We start from the raw sequence: 19302 nt of genomic DNA on the forward strand, positions 1-19302 counted from the left end.
CTTGCGTGTCAGTGAGAGGCGGGTTCAGCGGTTCATCGGTACGAGGCTCGGGTGCGGATGCGGGAGACGGCGAGCAGCACCAGCAGGGTCGCCGCCATCAGGACGACGGCGATCGCGGAGCCGGTGAACAGGGCGCCCCGGTCGGTGGAGGCGTAGATCAGGACCGGCAGCGGGGTCCAGTCCGGCGGGTAGAGCATCATCGTGGCGCTCAGCTCGCCCATGGACAGGGCGAAGCAGAGGCCGGCGGCGGCGGTCAGGGACGGCAGCAGCAGCGGCAGCCTCACCCGCCACAGGACGTACGCCGGTGAGGCGCCCAGGGACGCGGCGGCCTGTTCGTAGGCGGGGTCGAGGCGGGTGATGGCCGCGGACACCGACTGGTAGGCGAAGGCGGTGACCAGGACCGAGTGGGCGATGATCACGATCCAGCGGGTGCCGTTGAGCAGCATCGGCGGCTGCGAGAAGGCCACCAGGGTGGCAAGGCCGACAACGACCGAGGGCACGGCGACGGGCAGCACGAACAGCGCGTCGAGCACCTTGCGGTGCCGCCTGCGCAGGGCCGCCGCCGCGAGCGCCGCCCAGGTGCCGGTCGCGAGCGCGAGGAGGCTGGCGGTGACGGCGGTGACCAGGCTGGTGGTGAGCGCCTCCAGGGCCTCGCCGCGGGTGGCCGCCTCGTAGTGGGCGGTGGTGAAGCCGGAGGGCAGGACGCTGGACCAGTTGGTGGCGAAGGAGGCGCCGAGGACGACGAGCAGCGGGAGCGCGAAGAGGGGGACGAAGAGGAGGAGGAAGACCGCCCACACGGCCCACCTCGCTGCGCGGCTATGCACCAGCACGGCGGCTCACCACCCGGTAGAGGCCGTAGAGGCCCGCGGAGATCAGGACGTTGACGACGGCGACCACGCAGGCGCCCGGGTAGTCGGACTCCAGGATGGCCTTGCCGTAGACGAGCGTCGGCAGGGTCGTGACGCCCTTGGCGCCGGTGAACAGGACGATGCCGAACTCGTTCAGGCACAGGACGAGGACCAGGCTGCCGCCGGCCGCGAGGGCGGGCAGCGCCTCCGGCAGGATGACCTGCCGGACGATGCGCGGCGCGCGGGCGCCCAGCGAACTGGCGGCCTCCAGCTGGCCGGTGTCCAGCTGCGAGAAGGCGGCGAGCAGCGGGCGCATCACGAACGGCGTGAAGTACGTGATCTCCGCGAGCAGCACCCCCCACGGCGTGGTCAGGAACTGGAACGGCCCCTCGGCGGCCCCCGTCACGTCGGTCCACGCCCCGTTGGCCATGCCGACCGTGCCGTAGATGAAGAGCAGGGCGAGCGTGATCAGGAAGGACGGGAAGGACAGGAAGACGTCGATGAAGCGGGCCACGGCCTTCGACCCCGGGAACGGCACGAAGGCGATGACCAGCGCGAGCACGAACCCGAGCACCAGACAGCCGACGGTCGCCGCCACCGCCAGCCACACCGTGGTCCACAGCGCCTCACGGAAAGCGTACGAGGCGAACACGTCGGCGTACGGCTGCAGCGAGGTGCCACCGGTGTCGGGCTGGAAGGACTGCTGGACGACGAGGGCGAGGGGGTAGAGGAAGACGAGGGCGAGGAGAGCCACTGGAGGCAACGCCCAGAAGAGCGCCCCGCAGGGACGCGGGGCTGTGCTCGATTTCCGGCTGCCGCCGGGCGGGCGCGACCAGCCAGCCACGGCCCGCGGCCTACGGACAACTTCAGCCATGGTCCACCACCCCCGCGGGCAGCAACACCGCATCCTCGGACGAGAAATGCAGACTCACCGACTCCCCGTGCACCGGCGGAGCCTTCAGCTCACGCAGGTCCGCCATGACCCGGTGTCCGCCCACGTCGACGTACAGCCGGTGCGTGGCCCCCCGCCACTGGGTCTCCCCCACCGTCCCGGTGAGCCGGTTGGGCCCGTCACCGAGCCCCACCAGATGCGGCCGTACGCACAAGGTCGCCATCGCCCCCGGGGCGACACCCCCCGTGTCGACCTTGATCTCCGCGTCCCCGAAGGACACTCCCCCGGCCACCACGCTCACCGGCAGCAGGTTCGCGCCGCCCACGAAGGAAGCCGTGAACGCGTCGGCCGGCGCCCGGTACAGCTCCCTCGGCGTCCCGCACGCGCGCAGCCTCGCCCTGTCCATCACGGCGATCCGGTCGGCGAGGGTGAGGGCCTCGACCTGGTCGTGGGTGACGTACAGGATCGACACGTCGGGCAGCTCGCGGTGCAGGCGGGCCAGTTCGGCGAGCATGCCGGAACGGAGCTGGGCGTCGAGCGCGGACAGCGGTTCGTCGAGGAGCAGGACGTCCGGGCGGATGGCCAGGGCGCGGGCGATGGCGACGCGCTGCTGCTGACCGCCGGAGAGCTCGCGCGGGTAGCGGCGGGCGTAGGCGCCCATGCCGGTCATCTCCAGCGCCTCGGCGACGCGGGTGTGTATCTCGGCCTTGGGGACCTTGCGGGCCTTCAGGCCGAAGGCGACGTTGTCCGCCACCCGCATGTGCGGGAACAGGGCGTACTGCTGGACGACCATGCCGATGCCGCGCCGGTGCGGGGGCAGGTCGGTGACGTCGCGGTCGCCGAGGTACACCCGCCCGGAGGCGGGCCGTACGAACCCGGCGACCGCCCGCAGCGCGGTGGTCTTGCCGGAGCCGGACGGCCCGAGCAGCGCCATGACCTCGCCCGGTCCGACGGTGAGGTCGAGGGCGTCCAGGACGACGTTGCCGTCGTAGGCGACGGTGACCGAGTCGAAGCGGATGCCGCTGCTTGTGGTGCTCATCAGCCCGCTGCCCCCCGCAGGAGGGCGGGCAGGCCGGCGACGGAGTCCAGCACGTGGCCGGCGCCCGCCTCGTGGAAGGCGTCGTCGCCGTGGGCTCCGGTGCGCACGCCGGCGACCAGTCCGGCGCCGGCCCGTACGCCGCTGAGCACGTCGTACGAGGTGTCGCCGACGACGGCCACCTGCTGTACGCCGTCGGCGGCCTTGGTGCGCAGGAAGGCCTCCAGCACCATGTCCGGGTACGGCCGTCCGCGCCCGCCCGCGTCGGCGGGGCACAGGGTGAGCGGCACCAGGTCCTGCCAGCCGAGCGCGCCGAGGACGGCGTCCTGGGTGACGCGGGCGAAGCCGGTGCTGAGGACGACGGTGCGGCCGTCGGCGGTGAGTTCCTCCACGGCCTCGCGGGCGCCGGGGACGGGGGTGATCAGGCCGCCGTCGACGAGTTCGCCGTACGCCTTCTCGAAGGCGGCGTTGGCCTGCCGCGCGCGGTCCTCGTCGCCGAACAGGTGCCGGAAGACGGAGATCTTGGACTCGCCCATGGTGGCGCGGACGTAGGAGAGCTTGTCGGCGTGGTCGTCGGTGCCGGGCTCGACGCCCAGTTCGCGGGCGGCGGTGTCGAAGGCGCGCTCGACGAGGCCGCCGTCGGCGACGGTGGTGCCGGCCATGTCGAGGACGACGAGGCGGATGTCTATCGGATTCACGGGGGTCATGCGGGTGTCACCAGCCCAGTTCGTTCGCGGTGGTCTCGGCTGTCGCGGGCGAGCAGGTCATGCCGCGCCCGCCGGGCCCGGTGACCAGCCAGACCCCCTCGCGCACCCGCTGCCGGTGCACGACCCGGCTCTTGTCGGTGCACTGCGCGTACACCCCGGCCCAGCGGCGCCGGATCTTCGGCAGCGGACGGCCGAGGAGGGACTCGACGACGCCGGTGAGGTGGTCGTAGGGGTCCTCGACGGTGTCGAAGGCGAAGGGGTGCTCGTACTCGTGGGTGTCGCCGATGGTCAGGCCGCCGTCGGCGCGCTGCACCATCAGCAGCTGCATGGCGTGCTCCGCGGCCGTGGCGGGCTGCGGCTGCCGGGCGTTCAGCTCGTCCAGGGCGGGCGAGGCGTACGCCGGGTAGTAGCGGAAGCTGTCGGCGTCGGCGACCGAGGTGGTCAGCGGTTCGCCGAGGGGGTCGGTCTGCATCATCTGGAGGCGGACCCGGCGCACGGGCAGGTCGGGCCCGGCCAGTTCGCGGACGAGGCCGCCGAGCCAGGCGCCGGTGGCGAGGACGACGGCGTCGCCGGTGTGCGTGTCGCCGTGGTCGTCGCGGACGGCCCTCTCGCCGACGACCTCGCGGACCTCGCGGCCGGGCAGGAAGGTGTAGCGCGGGGACGTACGGAGTTCCGCGCGCAGGGCGAGCTGGGCGGTGCGCGGTTCCACGGCGGCGTCGCGCTCGCAGTACAGGGCCGCGTCGAAGTCGCCGCGCAGGGCGGGGTTGATCGCGCGGGCCTCGTCCGGGGTGAGCAGCTTGTAGCCGCGGGCGGCGGCGTCCGGGCGGGCCACGGCCGCCTCGGCGACGGCGTGCTCCAGGTCGCCGCGTACGGGGGTCAGGGAGCCGTTCGGGCGGAAGCCGAGCGCCGGGACGCGGGCGCCGATCTCCTCCCACAGCTCCCGGGCCCGCAGCGCGGTCTCCAGCTCCTCGCCGCCCGCGCGGCCACTGACCCAGATCTGGCCGAAATTGCGCAGCGAGGCGCCGCGGGCCTCGGTCTCGCGCTCGATCTGTACGACCTCGTGGCCGCGGTTCACTGCGTGCCAGGCGTGCATGGTTCCCACCACGCCGGCTCCGACGACTATCACTCTCACGACCGCCACGCTCCTTGCCATCGGGGAACCGGAGGAATCCGGCTGACTACGAGAGCGTGAACTGGTCGCCACGTTTGGGCTAGACCCGTTATCTTTTCGTTACTTGTAGTGGAGTGGGTGGAGCGGCGCCTTTCAGCCGTGCAGACGGGTCGTGAAGGAGAAGCGGTCGCCCCGGTACAGCGTCCGCACGCGTTCCAGCGGGCGGCCCTCCGTGTCCCGGGAGACACGGTGGATGAGCAGCATCGGGAGGGCCGGCGGGGTGCCGATGAGCAGGGCCTCGCGCGGGGTGGCGAGCACCGTCTCGATGCGTTCGTCGGCGTCCCCGAAGGCGATGCCCTGCCCGGAGAGGAAGGCGTAGAAGGACGAGTCCGGGTCGAAGGCGGCGTCCAGGTCGGGGACGCGGGCCACGGAGACGTAGGTGCTCTCCAGGCCGACCCGTTCGTCGTCGGCGAGCAGCACCCGCTCCAGGTGCCAGACCGGCTCCCCGCGCGTGAGGCCGGTCTCGGCGGCGAGCGCGTCGGGGCAGGGGAAGCGGTCGAGGGTGACGAGCGCGCGGCCGGGGGTACGGCCCTGGCGCCGGACGCCCTCGGTGTAGCTGGCCAGGGACAGCGGCTGCTCCAGCTTGGGGCCCGCGACGACGGTGCCGCGCCCCTGCCGGCGCAGCTTTCCCTCCAGGACGAGTTCGCGCAGGGCCTGCCGCACGGTCTCGCGGGCGACCTCGTACCGCTCGGAGAGGTCCCGTTCGGTGGGGATGGCGCTGCCCTCCCCCAGCTCGCCGACGAGTCGGTCGATCCGCGCCTTGACGGCGTAGTACTTCGGCACGCGTCCGTGCTCCGGGATCCCGGAGCGGACGGGGGCGCCCGGGGCCTGGTCGTTCGGGTAGTCCACGCAGGGATGTTCGCAGACGGGGGTGTCGGGCAGCGGTCGGGGAGTGCCGGTCAGCGGCGCCGGCGGGCCAGCAGCACCGCCGCGCCACCGGCGGCGACAAGCAGGACGGTGGTACCCAGGGCGGCGTCGACCCGGCCGATTCCGGTACCGGCGAGTTCGTCGGCGGAGGGCGGGGCGGTGTTCTGGTCGTCCGGGATGGTGGGGGCGGCGGGGTCGGAGGGGGTGGCGGGGTCGGAGGGGGTGGCGGGGTCGGAGGGGGTGGCGGGGTCGGCGCTCGGGCCGGTGCTCGGGTGGGTGCTCGGGCCGGTGGACGACTCGCCGCCGGGGTCCGTGGGCGAGGGGTCGGCCGGTTCGCCGTCGCGGATGCGGAAGCGGTAGTCGTTCGACTGGCCGATCCACTCGCCGTCGCCGCCACGGCGCTGGACGACGGCGGCGTTGGCGGTGACCTCGTCGGCCTCGGCGTCCGAGGTGAGCGCGAGCCGCACCTTGACGGTGACGGTCTCGCCGGGGCCTACGGTGAAGCCCGGGAAGCCGGAAAGGCTCCCGCTCCCGGCCTCGCTCCCGCTGTCGCCGAAGGCGCCGATCAGTTCGTCCCGGTCGGTCGGCTCGAAGGTGACGGGGTACGGCCGGCCCCCGTCGTAGAACTCCAGGCGGGGCTGGGACGGCTCCAGCGTCCGTTTCTCGTCGACCAGGACGACGACCGGGTGGATGCCCTCGCAGGTGCGGGAGGTCGTGTTGGTGAGGTCCAGGTACCAGGTGCCGTAGCCGCCGCCCGCCTCGTAGGCGGCGGGCCCGCCGTGGACGCGGGTGGTGAGGGGGAAGGTGTGGTCGTCCGGGGCCGTGCAGGCGGGCAGCGGGGCCCGCGGGTCCGCGTGCGCGGGGGTGGCGGGCGCGGAGGCGACGAGGAGGGCGGCTGCCGCCACCAGGCAGGGGGACACGGGCGTGAACAGTCGCATAAACACATGAGCGTGCCGGTGAATCGCGGTCGCGGACACCGCCATTCGGGCCAGGACGCCCGGATGGCGGACGGACACCCCTCGACCGGCGGCGGCGTCCGGTGGGTCGCCCGGCACCGTTTGCGCCAGACGGCGCGAAAGTGGCGCGATCGCGTGTTGCCGCGCCGCTTCACGAGCCCCAGCCTGAGGGGCGGGAGCGCTCCCATACTCCAAGAGGACCAAGAGGACCGAGAGGACCCCGATGCCCCCTTGTCATATACATGACCTTCATGACCGCCATCCCTTGCGACCGGGGCGCCGTCTGGCGCTACTCCTGAGCACCCTCCTCCTGGCCGTCCCGGCCCTCCTCCTGACGACCCTCACCCCGCTGCCCGCCGCAGCCGCGAGCGCGGCCGCGCCGCCGGTCCCCCTCCCCTCCCTCAGCGCCACCACCACCCAGGTCGCCTCCGGGCTGAGACGGCCCACCGCCCTCGTCGCCCCCGACGACGGCACGGACCGGCTCTTCATCACCGAGAAGCCCGGCCGGGTCCGCGTCTACCACCCGGACACCGGCCTGGCCTCCGCCCCGCTGCTCGACATCACCTCGGCCGTGGACGAGTCGGGCAACGAGCGCGGCCTGCTCGGCATCGCCCTCCCGCCGGACTTCGCCGACAGCCGCGACCTGTACCTGGCGTACACCGCGCTGCCCGACGGCGCGGTCACCCTCGCCCGCTACCGGCTCGACGAATCCCGTCTGGAGCCCCTGCTCGCCCAGCCGCACGCCGAGTACAGCAACCACAACGGCGGCCAGCTCGCCTTCGGCCCCGACGGCCACCTGTACTGGAGCATCGGCGACGGCGGCGGCTCCGGGGACCCGTTCCGCTCCGGCCAGCGGCTGGACACCCTGCTGGGCAAGATCATGCGCATCGACGTGAGCCGCGCCTGCGCTCCGCTCGCGTACTGCGTACCCGACGACAACCCCTTCGTCGACACCCCCGGAGCCCGCCCGGAGATCTGGCTGTACGGCCTGCGCAACCCGTGGCGCTTCTCCTTCGACCGCGCCGACGGCTCGATGTGGATCGGCGACGTCGGCCAGGGCCGCTGGGAGGAGATCGATCACCTCCCCGCCGGGCAGGGCGGGCTGAACCTGGGCTGGTCCTGCTACGAGGGCCTGGAGAGGTTCGAGGGCGGCGACTGCGCGCCCGGCGGGCAGTACACCGAGCCGGTCTTCACCTACTCCCCGTACACCGGCGGCTGTTCCGTCATCGGCGGTCATGTCTACCGGGGCCGGGAGTACGCCGATCTGGTCGGCGGCGTGTACATCGCCACCGACTACTGCTCGTCCACCGTGTGGGCGCTGCGTCCCGACGGCCGGGGCGGCTACGAGCAGGCCGAGATCGGGGAGATGCCCACGCAGGTGACGTCGGTCGGTACGACCGTCGACGGGGAGTTCTACGTGGTCAACGACCTGCCGGGCGGCCTGCACCGGGTGTCGTTCGCACGGGAGGAGCCGACCTGTCGGGTGGACCGGACGGTGACCTCCTGGGGCACCGGCACGACGGTCGACCTCACCGTCACCAACACGGGCGACACCCCGGTCAGCGGCTGGACGCTCGCGTTCCCCTTGCCCCTCGGGCAGACGGTCGTCTCCGACTGGAACACGGAGCTGACCCAGGGCAGCAACACGGTCTCGGCGGCCAACGCCCCGCACAACGCGGCGATCGCGCCGGGCGCGAGCGTCACGCTGGGCTACCTGGCGGAGCACACCGGGGACGCGTCGCCGCCACCGCGGTTCACGCTCAACGGGGACGCGTGCGCGGTGGGCCGCTGAGCGGCCGACCCGCTGAGCCGCCGGGTGTCGGTCCGGGCCCGTCAGCCGTCGCCCCGCCCGAAGAGCGGAGCGATCAGCAACTGGGCGGCGCCCTCCGCCACCCCGCGCGTCCCGCCGGGCGCGATCCGCACCGGTACGGCGCCGTCCTGACCGCCCTCGCGCCGGGCGCGGGCGGCCAGGACGGCACCGACCCCGTGGACGAACGCCTCGGGTGCGGCGGCGACGGTACGGCCGCCGAGCAGGACCAGGTCGATGTCCAGCAGCCCGGCGAGGTTCGCGGCGCCCGTGCCCAGCACCCTGGCCGCCTCCGCGAGGTCACCACGGGCGACGGCGGCCAGGCACAGGGCCTCGGTGCAGCCACGGGCGCCGCAGGTGCAGGGAGGGCCGTCCAGCTGGATCACCTGGTGCCCGAACTCGCCCGCGCCGGTCCGGGCGCCCCGGTGCACGCCCCCGCCGATCACCAGACCGGCGCCGAGTCCTGTACCGAGGTGCAGGTAGGCGAACGAGCCGCCCTCGCCGCCGACCGCGAGGCCGAGCGCCGCCGCGTTGGTGTCCTTGTCGACGACGACCGGCAGCCCGAGCCGCCGCGCCAGCGCGTCCCGCAACGGGAACCCGTCCCACTCCGGGAAACCGGTGACGCGGTGCAGCACGCCCCGGACGTGGTCGAGCGGGCCGGGAAGAGCGACACCGAGACCGAGCAGACCGGGAACGGCGGCGAGCGCATCGTCCAAGGGCCGCAGCGCGGCACCCACGACCAGCTCCCGCGCCGCCCGCGCCACCCCCTCCACCACGGCCCGTGCCCCCGCCCCCAGATCCAGCGCGGAACGCCGCTCCCCCACCACCGCACCGTCGAGATCGACCAGCACCGCCCGCAGCTCGTCCCGGTCCAGGTGCACGCCGATCGCGTGGCCCGCCTCGGGGACCAGGCGCAGTACCGTACGCGGCTTGCCTCCCGTGGACGCACGGCGTCCCGCCTCGGCGGCGAGGCCGTCCGCCCGGAGCCGGGCGGTGATCTTGCTGACCGCCTGCGGGGTGAGCCCGGTCCGCTCGGCGAGCTCGAGCCGGCTGATCCCGTCGGCACCGGCGGTGCGCAGCAGGTCGAGCACCAGCGCGGTGTTGTGGCTGCGCAGGGCGAGCAGATTGGCCCCGCCCGCAACGCCCAACACCCCACCCCCGGTGACCCCGGTGACCCCGGTGACCCCGGCCACCCCGGGGACCGCACCCGCGCCCGTACCCGTGCCTCCTCCGCTGCTCCTCTTCACGCCCCCATTGTCCCCGGCGCTTGCACTTTGGCAACACCGTTGCGAAAGTGGGTGCCATGACTGGTACTCCTCCCGGCAGCCCCCTGCGCGTCGGCCTCGTCGGCTACGGACTCGCGGGCTCCGTCTTCCACGCCCCGCTGATCGCCGCCACCGAGGGCCTGGTCCTGGACACGGTGGTCACCTCGAACGCCGACCGGCAGCAGCAGGCCCGCGCCGAGTTCCCGGACGTACGGACCGCCGCCACCCCCGACGAGCTGTTCGACCGGGCCGCCGAGCTGGACCTCGTCGTCATCGCGTCGCCGAACAAGACCCACGTGCCGCTCGCGACGCGGGCGCTGCGGGCCGGCCTGCCGGTCGTCGTGGACAAGCCGGTCGCGGGCACGGCGGCCGAGGCCCGGGAGCTGGCGGAGCTGGCCGAGGAGCGCGGCCTGCTGCTCTCCGTCTTCCAGAACCGCCGCTGGGACAACGACTTCCTGACCCTGCGCAAGCTGCTCACCGAGGGCGCCCTGGGCGACGTGTGGCGCTTCGAGTCCCGTTTCGAGCGCTGGCGGCCGAAGCCGAAGGGCGGCTGGCGCGAGTCCGGCGACCCGGCGGAGATCGGGGGGCTGCTGTACGACCTCGGCAGCCACGTCGTCGACCAGGCCCTCGTCCTGTTCGGCCCGGCCACCCAGGTGTACGCCGAGTCGGTCGTGCGCCGCGCGGGCGCCGAGGCCGACGACGACACGTTCATCGCGATCACGCACGCGAACGGTGTCCGCTCCCACCTCTACGTCTCCTCCACCGCCGCCCAGCTCGGCCCGCGCTTCCGCGTCCTGGGCTCCAAGGCCGGGTACGTCAAGCACGGCCTGGACCCGCAGGAGGCGGCGCTGCGCGAGGGCAAGCGGCCCGGCCCAGGCTGGGGCGAGGAGGACGAGTCGCTGTGGGGCCGGGTGGGCGCCGGGGAGTCCCCGGTGACCGGCGGCGGAAGCGTGGCGGCGACCGTGCCGGGCGACTACCCCGCGTACTACGCGGCGGTGGCGAGGGCCCTGCGCGAGGGCGGCCCGAACCCGGTCGGCGTCCGTGAGGCGGCCGCCGCCCTGGACGTACTGGAGGCGGCCCGCACGTCCGCCCGCGACGGAGTGGCGGTGGCCCTGTGAGCCCCTCCCCCGACACCGCCGCCCCGGCCGTGGCGGAACTGGAGGCGCAGGAACGCCGCCTGGTCTTCCGCCGGTTCACCCACGACGACGCGTGGGCGCTGGGCTCCCTCCTGGTCGAGCTGGCCCGGGAGCGCGAAGCGCCGGTCGCCATCGACATCCACCGGGCCGGCCAGCAGCTCTTCCACGCCGCCCTGCCCGGCTCGACCCCCGACAACGACGCCTGGATCGCCCGCAAGCGCCGCGTGGTGGAGCGGTACGGTTCCGCGTCCTACCTGGTCGGTTCCCGTTTCCGGGCCAAGGGCACGACGTTCGAGGAGTCCTCGCGCCTCGACCCCGACACCTACGCGGCCCACGGCGGCTCCTTCCCGGTCACCGTGGCCGGCGTCGGAGTGGTCGGCGCGGTGACGGTGTCCGGGCTGCCGCAGGTGGAGGACCACCGGCTGGTGGTGGAGGCGCTGGAACGCTTCCTGGGCGAGTAGGACCTCTTCAGGCTCCCTCCCCCGCGTGGTCGGGGAATGAGCGGTGGGTACCCGTGGTTGGCAGGCAGGTACGCAGGATGATCACGGTGCCCACCGAAGGGATCTCAACCGATGAACGACGCGACGGCTTCACCGAAGGCCCTGAAGGAATCGGTCGGACGGTACGGCGTCTGGAGCGCGGCCCTGCGCGCCGACGACCCGGACCGCCGTGACGAACGGACCGGGGCCGTCGCCGAGCTGGAACGGCTCGGGTTCGGCGCCGTGTGGCTGGGCGGCAACACCTCCGCCCGGGACGCGGCCCCGCTGATCGAGGCGAGTGAGCGCATCGTCGTCGGCACCAGCATCCAGAGCATCTGGGAGCACCAGGCCTCCGAGAGCGCGGCCCGCTTCGCCGAGCTGGAGGTGGCCCACCCCGGCCGCTTCGTCCTCGGCCTCGGCGTGAGCCACGGCCCCCGCGTCGAGGGCTACAGCCGCCCGTACTCGACGATGGTCGGCTACCTCGACGACCTCGACAGGGCGGGCGTGCGGCCCGGCCACCGCGTGCTGGCGGCGCTCGGCCCGAAGATGCTGGAGCTGTCCCGGGACCGGGCGGCGGGCGCGATCCCGTACCTGGTCACCCCCGAGCACACGGCGCAGGCCCGCGAGCGGCTGGGCGGGGGCCCGTTGCTGGCCCCGGAGTTCAAGGTGGTCCTCGAGTCCGACCCGTCCCGGGCCCGCGCGACCGCCCGCGCCTACCTCGGCCGCTACCTGGAGCTCCCGAACTACACCAGGAACTTCCTCAACCTCGGCTTCACCGACGCCGACGTCACCGGCGGCGGCAGCGACCGCCTCATCGACGCCGTCTTCGCCTGGGGCGACGAGTCCGCGATCCGGGCCCGCGTCGACGCGTTCCACGAGGCGGGCGCGGACCACGTCGCCCTCCAGCTGGTGGAGGACGACATGACGTCCCTGCCCAGGGAGGGCTGGCGCCGGCTCGCCTCGCTCCTGAAGTGAACGCCGGCCGCGGGGCGGCTGCCCCGCGGCCGGCGCACGGCTCGTCGCGGACGGGTCGCTACTTGTCCCCGTAGCCGCCCGCGCCGCCGTCGCCGTAACCGCCGTGGTCGCCGTCACCGTCGCCGTCACCGTCGCCGTCGCCGTCCGAGTCGTCGCGCTCGTTGTCGATCCGCACGGTGACGCCGTCCCCGGCGTTCTCCTCGGTCACCTCGTAGGGACCGGTGACCGGGTCCGCGGGCAGTTCGTACCCGTCGGGCACGGCGGTCTCCCGCAGGTAGTACGAGCCCGGCTCGAGACCGTCGAAGACACAGCCGCCAAAGGCGTCCGTGGTGCACGTCCCGGTCAGGGTGTCGGGGTCGGCACCGTCCGTCTGGAGGCCGGCCTCACCGTTGGTCTCCTCCCACAGCTCGAACTCCGCCCCGGCGAGGGCGTCCCCGCTCTCCGCGTCCGTCTTCTCCACCTCGACGGAGCCCTCGTCCTCGGGGCCGGGGCCGGGGCCGGGCTCGTCCTCGGCGGTGTTCTCCGCGTCGGCCTGGACACCCTCGTCGAGGTTGTCGTCCGTCAGCACCAGCGGGCCGAAGACGTTCGGGTCGGGCAGCTCGTAGCCGTCGGGCGCGGCGGTCTCACGCCAGTAGTACGTACCGGTCTCCACCGTCCGCGCGCACAGCCCGAGGGCACCGGTCACGCAGGAGCCGCCGACCTGGGTGTCGGGGTCGGCACCGTCCGTCTGGAGACCGCCGACGCCGTTGGTCTCCTCCCACAGCTCGAACTCCGCCCCGCTGAGCACCTCGCCCGTCTCGGCGTCGGTCTTCCGGACCCGGACCTGTCCCGTCTCCGGGCCGGGCTCGGCGCCGGCCGTGTTCTCGGCACCGACCTGGACTCCGTCCTCGGCGTTCGCCTCGGTCAGCTCCAGCGGGCCGAACACGTCCGGGTCGGGCAGCTCGTAGCCGTCGGGCGCGGAGGTCTCACGCCAGTAGTACGTGCCCGGCTCGACGGTCTGCGCGCACAGGCCCTCCGCGTCCGTCGTGCAGACGCCGCCGACCTGGGTGTCGGGGTCGGCACCGTCCGTCTGGAGCCCGTCTACGCCGTTGGTCTCCTCCCACAGCTCGAACTCGGCCCCGGCGAGGGCGTCCCCGCTCTCCGCGTCCGTCTTCTCGACCCGCACCTCACCGGTCACCGGGTCGGGGCCGGGCCCCGGGTCGTCACCGCAGGACGGCAGGTCGCCGTCGAACGGGTACGCGTGGAACTCGACGCCCGTCTGCGGGCTGGTGTGGGTGATGGAACCGCTGCTGAAGAAGCGCCCGTTGATGCCGGGCAGCGACACCGTCGCCATCGAGTCCTGCTGCCCGACCAGCACGCTGCCCTGGAACTGGCCCGTGCCGACGAGATCGACGGTGGTGGCGTCGGGGAAGTTCCACAGGAGGCGCTCGCGGTAGGCGTTGAGCGGGTCGGTGGCATCGTCGATGCCGCCGCTGTAGGTGTTGATGACGCGGTCGGAGCCGAGGATGTTCACCAGGATCGTCGCGTCGTCGGGGATGTTCTCGAAGACGATCCCCTGCTGCCCGCCGGTGGGGCTCGCGAGGTCGAAGTCCACGTTGAACACCTGGATGCCGGACGTCCCGTCCCCGGTGAACAGCGTCTGGTAGCCCTGGTTCACGGCCGTGCCGGTGGCGGGCCGGGACTGGCCGTCCACCCGCGCGTAGCACTGGCTGGCCGTGGTGAGCTGGTCGCGCAGCGCCAGGTAGGGATCGGCGGCGTCCGGGTCGGGTTCGAGGTCGCCGGTCACGGTGCCGGTCAGCGTCCCGGCGTAGCGGACGACCCCGCCGTCGGCGAGCAGCCGCTGCCCGTCCGCGACGGTGATGTCGCCGCCGGTGGTCAGGAAGTCCGCTCCGTCCGGCGGCGGCACGCGCGAGCCGACGCCCGCGATGCCGATGTCGTAGACCGCGCTGCCGCCCGCGTCCTTGTCCATGTCGAAGTCGTCGAGGACGACGACCCGGCCCTCCGCCTCGGCGGCCCGGCCGCGGACGAGGAAGTCGTCGCCGGCGAAGACGTTGATGCCGTTGTCCCGGCCGGCGAACGGGCCGTTGTTGATCTCGGGGTACGGGTCGGGGCAGTTGCCCGGCACACACGGGCCGAGGCCGCCCGGCAGGGGGTCGGCCTGCGCCGGGGCGGCGCCCGTGCCGACGACCAGTACGGGGGCGAGGCCCGCCACGAGCGCGCACGCCAGTCCGGTCCGCCCCAGGCGGGGCCGGAGCGCGGCCATGCGTTGTCTGATGGAGTGCATGGCCGACAGGCTGTACGTCGGCCGCCCGCATTGCCGGGAAAACATTCCTGGGCCGGGCGACGATCACACGAACGGCCCGCGACACTCACGCCCGTCGGCCGAGCGCCACGTGCCCGGCCGGTAGGCCCGCACGGCCCGCCCGCGCCGGCCGGACCAACCGGAGACCGATCGGCCCGCGCGAACCGGCCGGACCAACCGGGCCGATCGGACTGATCGGGCCGATGGACTGACCGGACCAACCGGGCTGATCGGGCCGACCGGGGTCCACACGAACCGACCGGGGCCCGCACGAACCGACCGGCCGGGAACCCGCCCGGTGCGGGCGGTCCCGGCCGCCACGCCGTCGCCGACGGCATCGCCGCCGGCGACGACGCGGGCTCAGGCCCCCTTGAGCTCCTGCCGCTGCCGCCCGAGCCCCTCGACCTCCAGCTCCACCACATCCCCCGCCCGCAGATACGGCTTCGGCTCGGGCTGTCCCATCGCCACCCCCGCCGGCGTCCCGGTGTTGATGACGTCACCGGGGCGCAGCACCATGAACTGGCTGACGTACCGCACGACCTCCCCCACCGGGAAGATCTGGTCCGCCGTCGTCCCGTCCTGCTTCAGCTCCCCGTTCACCCACAGCCGCAACGGCAGCCGCTGCGGGTCGGGCACCTCGTCGGCGGTGACCAGCCACGGGCCCAGCGGGTTGAACGTCTCGCAGTTCTTCCCCTTGTCCCAGGTCCCGCCCCGCTCGATCTGGAACTCCCGCTCGGACACGTCGTGCGAGACGGCGTACCCGGCGACGCAGGCGAGCCCCTCCTCGGCCGACCCCAGGTAGCGGGCCGTACGTCCGATCACGACCGCCAGCTCCACCTCCCAGTCGGTCTTGACAGAGCCGCGCGGCACGAGCACGGTGTCGTCCGGCCCGACCACGGTGTCCGGCGCCTTGAAGAAGACGACGGGCTCGGCGGGCGGCTCGGCCCCGGTCTCCCGGGCGTGATCGTGGTAGTTGAGCCCGATGCACACGATCTTCCCGATACGCCCCACGGGCGGGCCGACGCGCAGCCCGGTCGCGTCCAGAGCGGGCAGCTCACCGGCCGCGGCCGCGGACCGTACCCGCTCCAGCGCGGCATCGTCGGCGAGCAGTGCCCCGTCGACGTCCGTCACCACGCCCGACAGGTCTCGCAGGGTTCCGTCGGCGTCGAGCAGCGCGGGCCGCTCGGACCCCGACGTACCGACTCGCAACAGCTTCATGTACCCAACTCCTCGATCGCGGGCCGGCCCGCCCGATGAGTGCGACCTGGGTGCGGCAGTGACGCGACGACCATCGGAGGACTGTTCGATCCTCCAAGGTCCCGTTCCACTCCGCAATACCCCGTTCACGTACTGGACCGTAGCCACTCCCCGGTGGGCGCGCCGCGCTCAGCGGTAGAGCACGGCCCGCTCGACGGCGCTCCACGTCGTACTGGTGACCACGTACAGCGCGGCGGCCAGCGGTACGACGGCCACGGTGACGAGCGTGAAGAAGGACATGAACGGCATGACCTTGGTGACCGCGCCGAGCCCAGGCACCGGCTCGCCGTCACCGGCCGGCGGCAGCACCGGCCGGTCGGCCATCGTCCGCTTGGTGAGCCGGTAACCGAACGCGGAGACGCCCGCGACCACGGCGAACAGCACCACGTACACGGCCCCGGCGCCGCCGAGCACCCCGCCGTCGCCGAGCGCGTCCGCCCACCGCCCGCCGAGCGGGGCGGCGAGGAGCCGGTGCGAGAGCAGTTCGTTGGCCTGTCCACCGATCGTGGAGCTGGAGAAGAGGTGGTAGAGCAAGAAGAAGGCCGGAATCTGGCACAGACTCGGCAGGCACCCCGACAGCGGCGACACCTTCTCCTCGGCGTGCAGTTCGAGCACGGCCCGCTGGAGCTTCTCCGGGTCCTTCGCATGCTTGCGACGCAGCTCGGCGACCCTCGGCTGGAGCGCGGTGCGCGCCTTCTGCCCGCGCGCGGCGGCCCGGGACAGCGGGTGGACGAGGAGCCGTACGAGGGCGGTGAACAGGACGATGGCGGCGGCCGCGGCGGACGCGCCGAACAGCGGCTGGAGCAGGTCGGCGAGGCGCTCGACCAGGCTGGCGAAAACGGACATGGGTGGGTGAGCCCTCCGGGGGTCTCGTCGTGCCGGGGTGAGGTGGAACGGCGGCATGACGACACGACCCGCGCGGGGAAAGTGCCCTGGATGAGGGGAAGTGCAAGTGCCCTACGCGGCGGTCGCCGGGAGGGCGTGTCCGGGTGCCCGGGGCCGGCGGCGGCCGGGGGCGTCGGGATCGCGTTGGGGCAGGAAGGCCGTACGCAGGTCCCGGTCCCTGATGGCCGTGCGCACCCGGGTGCGTGGCACGGCGGGCGCGCAGCGCGCGGCGATGACGGCGCAGACGGCGAGCGCGGAACCGACGGCGGCGGTCGCGGCGAGCGCGACGGCGGCGGAGAGGCTGCCGAGGTCGACGGCGGCGACGGGCAGGACCACGAGGAGCAGCACGAGCGCCGCACGGGACACCCGGACCACGGTCCGTCCCCGGCTCATCCGCACCCCTCCCCTCGGCTCACTCCCACACATACGTTTGCCCCAGTTATACAGGAGCCGTACGCGGGCCGGTATCGCCCCCGGAGCCCGACCGCACATCCCCGGCCCCTGCCCCCGGGGCCCCTCACCCTCGACACCTCACGGCAGTACGGTGTCCTCCATGCGCCCCGACACGCCCGCCGAAAACGTCGACCACGCCGCCGAGGCGGCACGCCTGGAACGGACCGCCGGCCTCTACCCCGAGGACGCCGAGGCCCTGCTCCTGCGCGCCGCGGCCCACCTGGAGCTGTCCGGCGACCGCCCCGCCGCGAGCAAGCTCTACGACCGCCTGCTCGCCTCCGGCGCCGCCCCCTTGGAGAACCCGTCCCTGGTCCGCGCCCTGAAGGCGTCGAACCTGTGGGAGTACGGCCACGAGGCGGAGGCCCGGGCCATCATCGACGGCGTCCGCACGGCGTCGCCGCGCGACCCGGCCCCCTGGGTGATCGCTGCGGAGTCCCTGGAGGCGCACGACGAGCTGGAGGCGGCGCACGAGACGTTCACGGAGGGCGCCCGCCTCCTCCTGACGGACGTCCCGGAACCGCCGTACTCCACCCACCCCCTCCTCTACGGCCGCCACCGCGTCCGCAGGATGCTGGGCCTGGCCCACGACGAGTGGGACACCCTGGCCGACACCCTGCACACCATGCCGGTCTCCCTGGACGAGCTGCACGACCCGAAGCGCGTCTGGTCCCTGGGCTCGGACAACCCGGCCGACCTGGAGGCGGAGATCTCCCGGCTCCGTGCCGAACTGGGCGCCTACCGCGAGGCCCTCTCCCGCCCCTTCCCGGTGGCCATGCTCCACTGGCCGGCCGACGAGCTGACGGAACTCCTGGACGCGTACCCGTCCCTCTCCGCCGAGTACCCCTCCTACGACGACCACCTGGCGGCGACGGAGACGGCCCTGCGCGAACTGGCTTCCTCCGGCACCCCCAACCTGGGCGTGGTCCGCGGCACGGTTCCCTCCTACGAGGCCTTCGCCGCCTCGGAGGGCACCTCACCGGCCGACGCGGCCCTCCTCCCCCAGTACGCGACGACACTGGCGGCCCGGGGCCGCGCGGTGGCGTGGCCGCCGCAGCGGGGCGCGGCCTGCTGGTGCGGCTCGGAACGCCCGTACGCGACATGCCACGGAGAGAACACCCGCACGGACCGATGAGAACCGGCGCCGCCGGACGTCTACAGGTGCGAAAGCGATAAGCGGACCGCGGGGCACGACCGCCCGCCCCGCCCCGCCCGACTGCCCCAGGGAGACGGACCCATGAGCACCGACCAGACCACCACCCCGGCCGACGGCTTCTCCTACACCCTGACCCGCACCCTCGACGCCTCCCCGGCCCGGGTCTGGCAGGCCTGGACCACCCCCGACCAGTACGCCCAGTGGGCCCACGCCGTCCCCGGCTCCGTCGAACTCGACGTCCGCCCCGGCGGCGCCTGGAAGGCCACGATGCAGACCCCCGACGGCGCCGAGTTCCCCCTGACCGGCTCGTACGTGGAGGTGGCCCACCACAGCCGCCTCACCCTCGGCATGGACATCCCCGGCCGCCCCGACCCCACCCTGATGACCATGGAACTCACGGAACAGGGCCCCCGCAACACGGTGATCGTCCTCAGCCAGACCTGCGAGACGCAGGAGGAGCGGGACATGGCGGAGCAGGGGAGCGGGATGCTGCTGGACGGGCTGGAGGGGTTCCTGGCGGGCGGGGGGCGGGCCTGAGCACCGTTCCCGATCCGCGCCTGCCGACGGGACACCGTCCTCACGCGGCGTGAACACTCCCCGGCGAAGTGTTCACCCCGCGCTCGTATGAGCAGCCCACACAGCCCCGAGGCCGGCTCAGGCAGGTCAGTTGACGATTTCGGCCCGACCTTCCTGCTGCATCGCGGCCAGCCGGTCCCGCCACATCTGGAGGGCTTCGGGGGTCTGTCGCGTCCAGTCGGTGACCTCACCGACGATCCGGAGCGGCTCCCTGCTGCGGTAGGAGCGGGTGGGGTTTCCGGGGAACTTCTTGTCGGTGACATTCGGATCGTCCTCGAACTGCCCGGTCGGCTCGACGACATACACGCGCGGTTCCCCTTCACCGGCGGCAAGCCCGGCGGCAAGCCCGGCGCCGTCGCGCAACGCGGTGAAGTAGATGTGGTTCATCACGATCTCGGGCCGGTAGTTCGAGGGGAAACCGGCGGTGAGGTGATCTCCCACCCGCAGATCGGCCTTTGTACCGTGGAAGAACGGTCCTTCGTCCAACACCTCGTCCATTGCGGGAGGTTAGCAAGCGAGGCCGACTTAATGGCGAGC

The 19302-nt window shown here is 73.4% G+C and carries 19 protein-coding genes; 6 read left to right on the forward strand and 13 right to left on the reverse strand.

What is annotated here, in order from left to right:
- Window positions 1–32: 32 nt before the first annotated feature.
- From M6G08_RS05175 to M6G08_RS05205, 7 genes are all read right to left on the reverse strand, one after another.
- A complete protein-coding gene (locus M6G08_RS05175; protein WP_272586004.1) occupies window positions 33–830 on the reverse strand; it encodes an ABC transporter permease in 798 nt (265 codons plus the stop codon).
- The gene (locus tag M6G08_RS05180; RefSeq protein ID WP_272586005.1) at window positions 817–1722 is read right to left on the reverse strand and encodes a 2-aminoethylphosphonate ABC transporter permease subunit; all 906 of its coding nucleotides are present in this window, start codon (window positions 1720–1722) and stop codon (window positions 817–819) included. Before M6G08_RS05180 ends, M6G08_RS05175 begins: the two co-directional genes overlap by 14 nt.
- Complete coding sequence (locus M6G08_RS05185) at window positions 1715–2779, reverse strand: ABC transporter ATP-binding protein (RefSeq protein WP_272586006.1); 1065 nt, start codon at window positions 2777–2779, stop codon at window positions 1715–1717. Before M6G08_RS05185 ends, M6G08_RS05180 begins: the two co-directional genes overlap by 8 nt.
- Complete coding sequence (locus M6G08_RS05190) at window positions 2779–3483, reverse strand: HAD family hydrolase (protein ID WP_272586007.1); 705 nt, start codon at window positions 3481–3483, stop codon at window positions 2779–2781. The genes M6G08_RS05185 and M6G08_RS05190 overlap by 1 nt, the downstream gene beginning before the upstream one ends.
- 7 nt (window positions 3484–3490) lie before the next feature.
- Entirely contained in the window at window positions 3491–4636 is a 1146-nt protein-coding gene (locus tag M6G08_RS05195; RefSeq protein ID WP_272586008.1) for a TIGR03364 family FAD-dependent oxidoreductase, read from the reverse strand.
- A 111-nt stretch (window positions 4637–4747) separates the two neighbouring features.
- Entirely contained in the window at window positions 4748–5503 is a 756-nt protein-coding gene (locus M6G08_RS05200) for a GntR family transcriptional regulator (protein ID WP_272586009.1), read from the reverse strand.
- Window positions 5504–5553: 50 nt separating this feature from the next.
- Window positions 5554–6459 (reverse strand): hypothetical protein, encoded by a 906-nt coding sequence (locus M6G08_RS05205; RefSeq protein ID WP_272586010.1) that lies wholly within the window; start codon window positions 6457–6459, stop codon window positions 5554–5556.
- A 283-nt stretch (window positions 6460–6742) separates the two neighbouring features.
- Between M6G08_RS05205 and M6G08_RS05210 the strand changes: the two genes are divergently transcribed.
- A complete protein-coding gene (locus M6G08_RS05210) occupies window positions 6743–8269 on the forward strand; it encodes a PQQ-dependent sugar dehydrogenase (RefSeq protein ID WP_272586011.1) in 1527 nt (508 codons plus the stop codon).
- Between the two features lie 41 nt (window positions 8270–8310).
- On the opposite strand, the gene M6G08_RS05215 is transcribed toward M6G08_RS05210, so the two are convergent.
- Window positions 8311–9477 carry an ROK family transcriptional regulator gene (locus M6G08_RS05215; protein ID WP_443049004.1) on the reverse strand — a complete coding sequence of 389 codons (1167 nt, stop codon included), beginning with the start codon at window positions 9475–9477 and terminating at the stop codon, window positions 8311–8313.
- 110 nt (window positions 9478–9587) lie between these two features.
- Between M6G08_RS05215 and M6G08_RS05220 the strand changes: the two genes are divergently transcribed.
- The 3 genes from M6G08_RS05220 to M6G08_RS05230 all read left to right on the forward strand — a co-directional run bounded on the left by M6G08_RS05220 (window position 9588) and on the right by M6G08_RS05230 (window position 12139).
- Entirely contained in the window at window positions 9588–10667 is a 1080-nt protein-coding gene (locus M6G08_RS05220) for a Gfo/Idh/MocA family oxidoreductase (protein ID WP_272586012.1), read from the forward strand.
- The gene (locus M6G08_RS05225; RefSeq protein WP_272586013.1) at window positions 10664–11146 is read left to right on the forward strand and encodes a heme-degrading domain-containing protein; all 483 of its coding nucleotides are present in this window, start codon (window positions 10664–10666) and stop codon (window positions 11144–11146) included. The genes M6G08_RS05220 and M6G08_RS05225 overlap by 4 nt, the downstream gene beginning before the upstream one ends.
- Before the next feature lie 111 nt (window positions 11147–11257).
- Window positions 11258–12139, forward strand: coding sequence for an LLM class F420-dependent oxidoreductase (locus M6G08_RS05230; RefSeq protein WP_272586014.1), 882 nt, complete (start codon window positions 11258–11260; stop codon window positions 12137–12139).
- 58 nt (window positions 12140–12197) lie between these two features.
- Here the strand turns inward: M6G08_RS05230 and M6G08_RS05235 are convergent, their stop codons facing one another.
- The 4 genes from M6G08_RS05235 to M6G08_RS05250 all read right to left on the reverse strand — a co-directional run bounded on the left by M6G08_RS05235 (window position 12198) and on the right by M6G08_RS05250 (window position 16976).
- A complete protein-coding gene (locus M6G08_RS05235) occupies window positions 12198–14423 on the reverse strand; it encodes a choice-of-anchor A family protein (protein ID WP_272586015.1) in 2226 nt (741 codons plus the stop codon).
- Window positions 14424–14801: 378 nt separating this feature from the next.
- Window positions 14802–15659 (reverse strand): fumarylacetoacetate hydrolase family protein, encoded by an 858-nt coding sequence (locus M6G08_RS05240; protein WP_272586016.1) that lies wholly within the window; start codon window positions 15657–15659, stop codon window positions 14802–14804.
- Window positions 15660–15827: 168 nt separating this feature from the next.
- Entirely contained in the window at window positions 15828–16544 is a 717-nt protein-coding gene (locus M6G08_RS05245) for a YidC/Oxa1 family membrane protein insertase (RefSeq protein WP_272586017.1), read from the reverse strand.
- 111 nt (window positions 16545–16655) lie between these two features.
- Window positions 16656–16976, reverse strand: a complete 321-nt coding sequence (locus M6G08_RS05250; RefSeq protein ID WP_272586018.1) for a DUF6412 domain-containing protein — start codon at window positions 16974–16976, stop codon at window positions 16656–16658.
- A gap of 160 nt (window positions 16977–17136) precedes the next feature.
- On the opposite strand from M6G08_RS05250, the gene M6G08_RS05255 reads away from it, so the two are divergent.
- Window positions 17137–18168, forward strand: a complete 1032-nt coding sequence (locus M6G08_RS05255; protein WP_272586019.1) for an SEC-C domain-containing protein — start codon at window positions 17137–17139, stop codon at window positions 18166–18168.
- Window positions 18169–18270: 102 nt separating this feature from the next.
- Complete coding sequence (locus tag M6G08_RS05260) at window positions 18271–18726, forward strand: SRPBCC family protein (RefSeq protein ID WP_272586020.1); 456 nt, start codon at window positions 18271–18273, stop codon at window positions 18724–18726.
- Between the two features lie 126 nt (window positions 18727–18852).
- On the opposite strand, the gene arr is transcribed toward M6G08_RS05260, so the two are convergent.
- Window positions 18853–19263 (reverse strand): NAD(+)--rifampin ADP-ribosyltransferase, encoded by a 411-nt coding sequence (gene arr, locus M6G08_RS05265; protein ID WP_272586021.1) that lies wholly within the window; start codon window positions 19261–19263, stop codon window positions 18853–18855.
- Window positions 19264–19302: the final 39 nt, after the last annotated feature.

This window comes from Streptomyces sp. M92, assembly GCF_028473745.1.
Lineage (GTDB): Bacteria > Actinomycetota > Actinomycetes > Streptomycetales > Streptomycetaceae > Streptomyces.

Bases quoted from the DNA above. Each gene is read 5' to 3' on its own strand.
- M6G08_RS05180 (WP_272586005.1), bottom strand. From the start codon at position 1,722: ATGGCTGAAGTTGTCCGTAGGCCGCGGGCCGTGGCTGGCTGGTCGCGC.
- M6G08_RS05185 (WP_272586006.1), bottom strand. From the start codon at position 2,779: ATGAGCACCACAAGCAGCGGCATCCGCTTCGACTCGGTCACCGTCGCC.
- M6G08_RS05190 (WP_272586007.1), bottom strand. From the start codon at position 3,483: ATGACCCCCGTGAATCCGATAGACATCCGCCTCGTCGTCCTCGACATG.
- M6G08_RS05195 (WP_272586008.1), bottom strand. From the start codon at position 4,636: ATGGCAAGGAGCGTGGCGGTCGTGAGAGTGATAGTCGTCGGAGCCGGC.
- M6G08_RS05205 (WP_272586010.1), bottom strand. From the start codon at position 6,459: ATGCGACTGTTCACGCCCGTGTCCCCCTGCCTGGTGGCGGCAGCCGCC.
- M6G08_RS05220 (WP_272586012.1), top strand. From the start codon at position 9,588: ATGACTGGTACTCCTCCCGGCAGCCCCCTGCGCGTCGGCCTCGTCGGC.
- M6G08_RS05230 (WP_272586014.1), top strand. From the start codon at position 11,258: ATGAACGACGCGACGGCTTCACCGAAGGCCCTGAAGGAATCGGTCGGA.
- M6G08_RS05235 (WP_272586015.1), bottom strand. From the start codon at position 14,423: ATGCACTCCATCAGACAACGCATGGCCGCGCTCCGGCCCCGCCTGGGG.
- M6G08_RS05240 (WP_272586016.1), bottom strand. From the start codon at position 15,659: ATGAAGCTGTTGCGAGTCGGTACGTCGGGGTCCGAGCGGCCCGCGCTG.
- M6G08_RS05245 (WP_272586017.1), bottom strand. From the start codon at position 16,544: ATGTCCGTTTTCGCCAGCCTGGTCGAGCGCCTCGCCGACCTGCTCCAG.
- M6G08_RS05250 (WP_272586018.1), bottom strand. From the start codon at position 16,976: ATGAGCCGGGGACGGACCGTGGTCCGGGTGTCCCGTGCGGCGCTCGTG.
- M6G08_RS05255 (WP_272586019.1), top strand. From the start codon at position 17,137: ATGCGCCCCGACACGCCCGCCGAAAACGTCGACCACGCCGCCGAGGCG.
- M6G08_RS05260 (WP_272586020.1), top strand. From the start codon at position 18,271: ATGAGCACCGACCAGACCACCACCCCGGCCGACGGCTTCTCCTACACC.
- arr (WP_272586021.1), bottom strand. From the start codon at position 19,263: ATGGACGAGGTGTTGGACGAAGGACCGTTCTTCCACGGTACAAAGGCC.